The sequence below is a fragment of the Bacillus sp. 41-22 genome, from assembly GCF_025809295.1.
Lineage (GTDB): Bacteria > Bacillota > Bacilli > Bacillales > Bacillaceae_G > Bacillus_A > Bacillus_A mycoides.
Genome location: NZ_CP084035.1, coordinates 1 through 7,500, shown reverse-complemented (window position 1 = coordinate 7,500; position 7,500 = coordinate 1). Strand labels below are relative to the sequence as shown.

Annotated in this window: 6 protein-coding genes (1 of these 6 only partly in view); all 6 read right to left on the bottom strand. The window is 35.3% G+C overall.

The genetic code is table 11. The features are described from left to right. Positions 1-1,301, bottom strand: the 5' portion of a protein-coding gene (gene gyrA / locus LCF45_RS00030; protein ID WP_002016488.1) for a DNA gyrase subunit A. 1,171 nt of this gene lie to the left of the window's left edge; only the first 1,301 of its 2,472 coding nucleotides appear in the window; the start codon lies at positions 1,299-1,301; its stop codon lies off the left edge, out of view. Between the two features lie 88 nt (positions 1,302-1,389). Next, positions 1,390-3,312 (bottom strand): DNA topoisomerase (ATP-hydrolyzing) subunit B, encoded by a 1,923-nt coding sequence (gyrB, locus tag LCF45_RS00025; RefSeq protein WP_002034986.1) that lies wholly within the window; start codon positions 3,310-3,312, stop codon positions 1,390-1,392. Positions 3,313-3,350: 38 nt separating this feature from the next. Continuing rightward, the gene (recF, locus tag LCF45_RS00020) at positions 3,351-4,478 is read right to left on the bottom strand and encodes a DNA replication/repair protein RecF (RefSeq protein ID WP_002016486.1); all 1,128 of its coding nucleotides are present in this window, start codon (positions 4,476-4,478) and stop codon (positions 3,351-3,353) included. A 12-nt stretch (positions 4,479-4,490) separates the two neighbouring features. Next, positions 4,491-4,703, bottom strand: coding sequence for a S4 domain-containing protein YaaA (gene yaaA, locus LCF45_RS00015; protein ID WP_002016484.1), 213 nt, complete (start codon positions 4,701-4,703; stop codon positions 4,491-4,493). 128 nt (positions 4,704-4,831) lie between these two features. Further along, positions 4,832-5,977, bottom strand: coding sequence for a DNA polymerase III subunit beta (gene dnaN / locus LCF45_RS00010; protein WP_002130198.1), 1,146 nt, complete (start codon positions 5,975-5,977; stop codon positions 4,832-4,834). Positions 5,978-6,159: 182 nt separating this feature from the next. Continuing rightward, entirely contained in the window at positions 6,160-7,500 is a 1,341-nt protein-coding gene (gene dnaA, locus LCF45_RS00005) for a chromosomal replication initiator protein DnaA (protein ID WP_002016481.1), read from the bottom strand.

Here is a 7,500-nt window from a genome sequence, read left to right as displayed (position 1 = left end):
GTTAAACGTTGCAAACGCATATCTAAAATCGCTTGCGCTTGTTTCTCACTTAAGCCGAAACGTTCCATTAAACCTTGTTTTGCAATATCAGCTGTTTTTGAACTACGGATTAAAGTAATAACTTCATCAAGATGATCTAAAGCAATTCGTAAGCCTTCTAAAATATGAGCACGCGCTTCTGCTTTCTCTAATTCATAAGCAGTACGTCTACGAATCACTACCTTTTGATGCTCTAAATAATAATATAGATTTTGTTTTAAATTTAAGACTTGTGGCTCTCCATTTACAAGAGACAACATATTAATACCGAAACTTGTTTGGAGTGCTGTATGTTTATATAGATTATTTAATAGTACATTGGCATTGGCATCACGACGTACTTCCATAACAATACGCATACCATTTCGATCTGATTCATCACGTAAATCTGTAATACCTTCAATTTTCTTATCACGAACTAGTTCTGCGATCTTTTCAATTAATCGCGCCTTATTAACTTGATAAGGTAGTTCTGTTACGATAATAGTTTGTTTACCATTTGCTTTCTCTTCAATTTCAACTTTAGCACGAAGTATAATAGAACCGCGACCTGTTTCGTAAGCTCTTCGAATTCCACTTCGCCCTAAGATTAAACCTGAAGTTGGGAAGTCTGGCCCAGGAATATATTCCATTAATTCCGCGATAGTGATATCAGGGTTATGACTTAATGCCAACACACCATCAATTACTTCTCCAAGTTGATGCGGTGGAATGTTTGTTGCCATACCAACCGCAATACCCGTCGTACCATTGACTAATAAGTTAGGGAAACGCGCTGGTAATACAACTGGCTCTCTTTCAGAACCATCGTAGTTATCTTGATAATCAATTGTATTCTTTGTAATATCGCGTATTAATTCCATAGAAATCTTAGACATTCTTGCTTCTGTATAACGCATTGCTGCCGCTGAATCTCCATCAACAGAACCGAAATTACCATGTCCATCAACAAGCATGTAACGTTGACTAAAATCTTGTGCCATACGTACCATTGTTTCATAAACAGCTGAATCACCGTGCGGGTGATACTTACCAATTACTTCGCCGACAATACGCGCCGACTTCTTATATGCTTTATCAGCTGTAATTCCTAAATCATTCATCGCATATAAAACCCTACGATGAACTGGTTTTAATCCATCACGAACATCTGGTAATGCACGAGACACGATAACACTCATTGCGTAATCTAAAAATGAGGTACGCATTTCATGACTAATATTAATTTCTCGAATTCGTGCTTGTTGTTGATTGTCTGACATCAACGAGCACCTCCTCTTACATTTCCGTTACACATACATTGATTTATATGTAGAAGACAGGAATACTTAGATTCCTGTCATTACTCACTTAAATATCAAGGTTTTTCACGTATTTTGCATTTTCTTGGATAAAGTTACGACGCGGCTCTACTTTATCACCCATCAAAATTTCAAATGTTTCATCCGCTTCAATTGCATCTTGAAGGGAAACTTGAAGTAACGAACGTACTTCTGGGTCCATTGTCGTCTCCCACAGCTGAGTTGGATTCATTTCCCCTAGACCTTTATAACGCTGAATCCCAGGCTTAGGTTGAGCTGGTAATTCAGCTAGTATTTTTTCAAGTTCTTTATTGTTATAAGCATATTGAATTTTTTTACCTTGTTGTACTTTAAACAACGGTGGCTGTGCGATATATATATATCCACACTCAATGATTTGACGCATATAACGATAGAAGAACGTTAATAATAGGGTACGAATATGTGCACCATCAACATCGGCATCTGTCATAATAATAACTTTATGATAGCGAGCTTTTTCAATAGCAAAATCCCCACCAATATTTGTACCAATTGCTGTAATAATTGTACGAACTTCATCATTTGATAAAATCTTATCTAAACGTGCCTTTTCAACGTTAATAATTTTACCCTTCAGTGGTAAAATCGCTTGAAAATGACGATCGCGTCCTTGTTTTGCAGATCCGCCCGCAGAGTCACCCTCCACGATATAAATTTCGCTAATTGCTGGATCTTTAGAAGAACAATCAGCTAGCTTCCCTGGTAAACTTGAAACTTCTAGAGCACTCTTTCGGCGCGTTAGTTCACGAGCCTTTTTAGCCGCTACACGTGCACGCGCTGCCATAGTCCCTTTATCTATAATTTTACGTGCAACATTAGGGTTTTCTAGTAAGAACTTTTCAAACGCCTCTGAGAATACAGACTCTGTAATCGTTCTCGCTTCACTATTTCCAAGTTTCGTCTTTGTTTGTCCTTCAAATTGTGGATTTGGATGCTTAATTGACACGATTGCTGTTAAGCCTTCACGAACATCTTCACCAGTTAAATTACTATCCGCATCTTTTAAAATATTATTTTTACGACCATAATCGTTAATTACACGTGTTAGAGCAGTCTTAAAACCTACCTCATGTGTACCGCCTTCATACGTATGAATATTATTTGTAAATGAATAAATATGATTTGTATAGCCTTCGTTATATTGAAGAGCAACCTCAACCTGAATCCCATCTTTTGAACCGTCAACATATACAGGTTCTTCATGAATCGGTTGTTTTGAACGATTTAAATGTTCAACATATGATTTAATTCCACCTTCATAATGGAATTCTTTCTTTTGCTTATGTTCACGCTTATCTTCAATTGTTAATTTAATATTACGATTTAAAAACGCCAACTCACGCATACGAGTCGCTAATGTATCAAATTCGTATTCTGTCGTCTCTGTAAAAATTTCTGAATCTGGCTTAAAGCGTGTGATCGTTCCTGTACGATCAGTTTCACCTATTACTTTTAAATCCGCAGCCGGGACCCCGCGTTCATATTTTTGATAGTGTATTTTTCCATCTCGATGTACAAATACCTCTAATTCTGTTGATAAAGCATTTACAACAGATGCACCTACACCATGCAAACCACCAGAAACTTTATAACCACCACCGCCAAATTTACCACCGGCATGGAGTACCGTCATAATAACTTCTACAGCAGGACGTCCCATTTTTTCTTGTATACCAACAGGGATACCACGACCATCATCTGTTACAACAATACTATTATCTTCTTCAATACTGACATTAATTTCATCACAATATCCTGCTAAAGCTTCATCAATACTGTTATCAACAATTTCCCACACGAGGTGATGAAGACCTTTTCCACTTGTAGAACCAATATACATACCAGGACGCTTTCGAACTGCCTCCAGTCCTTCTAACACCTGAATCTGACTTTCATCATATGCATTTTCCTGCATTTGCTTTTGTTCCATTGACACAAAGATCACCTACTTTTCCATTTAAACAGAAATTATTTTCTGTCTATTTCACAATCTACCGTGCCGTTCGTTACATGAATTGTTTTCGCTTCTTTCAATGTTTCGTGTTCAATTCCCTCGACACTCGTCGTTGTCACAAAGGTTTGTACTTTTCCTTGAATTGTATTTAGCAGATGCGATTGACGATAATCATCTAATTCTGATAACACATCATCTAGTAAAAGAATTGGATATTCCTTAACCTCTGAGTATATCAATTCAATTTCAGCCAATTTTAGGGATAGTGCGGTTGTTCGTTGTTGTCCTTGTGAACCAAAGACTTGAACATTTTTACTATTAACGAAGAATTGTAAATCATCACGATGAGGACCAAGTAAAGTTGTACCCCGAAAAATTTCACGTTGTTTCACAGATTGAAAACTTTCATAGTATACTTCCTTTATTTTCGACAAATCCATTGATTCTGATACATCTACACTTGGTTTATAAACGATTTCTAACTCCTCTAATCCCCTGCTAATTCCGCGATGAATTGGAGCAGCCCATTCTTGTAGTAAATGCAAAAACTCAAAACGTTTTCGCAAAATTTTTGCACCATGCTCAATAAGTTGAAGTGTAAATACATCCAACATCGTTTCCTCATTTTTACTATTCCCTTGCATCTTCTTAAGTAAATGATTTCGTTGCGTGAGTACCTTTTGATATTGACTTAATTCATACAAATAGACCGGAGCTATTTGTCCAAGTTCCATATCCAAAAAGCGTCTTCGTACTTGAGGGCTTCCTTTTACAAGATTTAAATCTTCTGGGGCAAACATAACAACATTCATTTCACCAATATACTGGCTCAATTTTTGTTGTTCTAACTGATTTAACTTTGCCTTTTTACCTTTTTTTGAAATATTTAATTCTAAGGATACTGAACTATTTCGCCTTTGTAATCTACCTTTTATATTACCATAATCCTCATCCCAACGAATGAGTTCACGATCGTTCGAAGTTCTATGAGATTTCGCCATCGCCAATACATAAATAGCTTCCATCAGATTCGTTTTCCCTTGCGCATTTTCACCAATAATTACATTGACTTTATCCTCAAAGGAAAGCTCTAAATGCTCATAATTGCGATAGTTTTTTAATTGTATTTCTGTAATAAACAAAGGGATCCCCCTTTATGCCTGAACTTGGAAAGTTCCGCTTCCCGGAATTTCAACAATATCATTTGCATATAACTTTCGGCCTCTTCTATTTTCAAGTTCTTGATTCACGTATACTTCATATTCTTGTAAGAACCATTTCACAGCGCCACCTGTATCAATTACATCAGCTAACTTTAAAAATTGTCCTAGTGTAATGTATTCTGTTGAAATCTTAATAAGTTTCATAAAATCGCTCACTTTCTGAAAGTGTTCATTCTTTCATTGTACTAAATAAACTAGCATTAGGAAAGTAATACCCCACAAATCAAATAAGGGTCACTAGTACCTTTACACTAGCAACCCTTAATCCTTACTTAGTAAGTACGGACTGGTAAAATTAATTGGATAATGGAATTATCATTTACTGTGCGAATTAAAAACGGTCTCATTGCTCCAGTAAAACTAACTTTAATTTCTGTACTATCTAAAGCCTTTAATGCGTCCATCATATATTTTGCACTAAAAGATATTTTTAATTCTTCTCCATCTACATTTTCACATTGAACCTCTTCTACTACTTTTCCGATTTCTGGTGCATTCGAAGAAATCTCTAACATCTGTTGTTCTAATGTCGATAATTTAACAACGTTGTTACGACCATCTCTTGCTAACAGCGACGCACGATCAATCGCTTGTAAAAATTCTTTTGTATTTACAAATATATCAGTTTTACTTTCAGCTGGAATTAAACGCGTTGTATCTGGATAATTTCCTTCTAATAATCTTGAGAAGAATAATAAATGTTTTGTACGGAATAATACTTGATACTCCGTAATAACGATATCTACCATTTCTTCAGATTCATCTAGAATTTTACTTAATTCACTTAAGCTCTTACCAGGAATAACGACATTCGCTTGAAATTCATCGGCAATATTATACCCTTCGATTTTTGCTTTACGAAGTGCTAGTCTGTGACTATCTGTTGCAATGCAAGTTAGCTCGCTGTTATATACCTTCCAGTTTACACCTGTCAAGATCGGTCTTGTTTCAGAACTTGAAACTGCAAATACTGTTTGACGAATCATGTGCTTTAGTAAATCTGTTGGAATCTTAAATACATGATGTTCTTCGATTTGTGGTAATAACGGATATTCAGCAGCATCTAAACCATTTAAGTTGAACTCTGATTTTCCAGATTTTATTTTTGTCATAAAATGATTTTCCACAGAAATTTCGACAGTTTCTTTAGGTAATTTTTTTACGATCTCACTAAAATATTTTGCTTGTAAAATAATACTTCCTGATTGTTTAATTTCCACAATTTCTTTTCCAGCATCTTCGACTGGGATAAATGATTCGATAGAGATGTCTGCATCACTACCTGTTAAAGTAACTCCTTCTTCAGTTGCTACAACTTTAATCCCTGTAAGAATTGGAATTGTTGTACGAGAAGAAACTGCCTTCATTACATCTTGTACACTTCTTACAAGATAGTCTTTTTGTATTGTAAAACGCATAACGAAAAACCTCCGGTAAGTATAAGATTTTATTTATTTAATAAAGATAAAAAAGTAGTAGTAATAGTAATAGGGCTTGTGGATATGTGGATAACCCTGTTTAAAGATGTAAAAACAGTCTATCTACATGTGGATAGACTGTGCGTAAAATAAGCTAAGTTATTCACACTATTCAGCTACTACTATTTTAAAATATCCTTAACTTCTTCAACGTGTTTTTGTAATTGAGTATCCGTTTTTAATAGCTTCGAAATTTTTTCGTGAGCATGGATTACTGTTGTATGATCGCGGCCACCAAATTCTTCACCTATTTTTGGCAAAGATGAGTCCGTAAGTTCACGTGATAAATACATCGCAATTTGGCGAGGGAATGCAACGGATTTTGTCCGTTTTTTTGCTTTGAAATCTTCTAATTTTACTTGATAGACGCCCCCAACAGCCTTTTGAATATCAGAAATAGAAATAATTCTAGGTATAGAGTTTGGAATAATATTTTTAAGCGCTTCAGCCGCTAAATCAGCATTCATATCTTTATTAATTAAAGATGAATAAGCTACAACTCGAATAAGTGCACCCTCTAGTTCACGAATATTTGAATCGATTTGATTTGCGATATAAAGCATAACTTCATTTGGTATATCAAGACCTTCTGCTTTTGCTTTTTTACGTAAAATTGCGATTCTAGTTTCTAAATCTGGTGGCGTAATGTCCGTAATTAACCCCCATTCAAAGCGAGAACGAAGGCGATCTTCTAAAGTTGGGATTTCTTTTGGTGGTCTATCGCTTGAAATCACAATTTGTTTACTTTCTTCATGTAACGCATTAAATGTATGGAAAAACTCTTCCTGTGTTTGTTCTTTTCCAGCAAGAAATTGAATATCATCTATCAATAAGACATCTACATTACGATATTTATTACGAAAATCGACAGCTTTATTATCACGAATTGAATTAATAAATTCATTTGTAAATTTTTCAGATGATAAATATACAACTTTTGCATTTGGGTTGTGTTCAATTACATAATGCCCAATTGCGTGCATTAAATGTGTTTTTCCAAGTCCAACGCCCCCGTAAATAAAGAGCGGATTATAGGCTTTAGCTGGTGCTTCAGCTACAGCTAAAGAAGCAGCATGTGCAAAACGATTACCAGAGCCAATAACAAATGTATCAAATGTATATTTTGGGTTTAACATACTCTGTGGTAAGTGATTAGACTCATCATGTGCGTGTTTTTGCTTAACAGAAGGGAGATCTATATCCTCTTCTGCCTGACTTTGGGGAATGATAAAACGAATAGCTAGTTTTGCCCCTGTTAAATCATAAAGTGTTTCGGAGATTAGTTCCGAATAATGAGATTCTAGCCAGTCACGAGCGAATTCATTTGGAGCTGTAATAGTTAATACATCTTTTTTTAAGTTATGAGCAGTTGTTGATTTTAACCAGGTTTCATAACTTGGCTTGCTTACCTTTTTTTCTAATTCTTTTAAGGCACTATTCCATAAATCAGAGATATTTTCCAA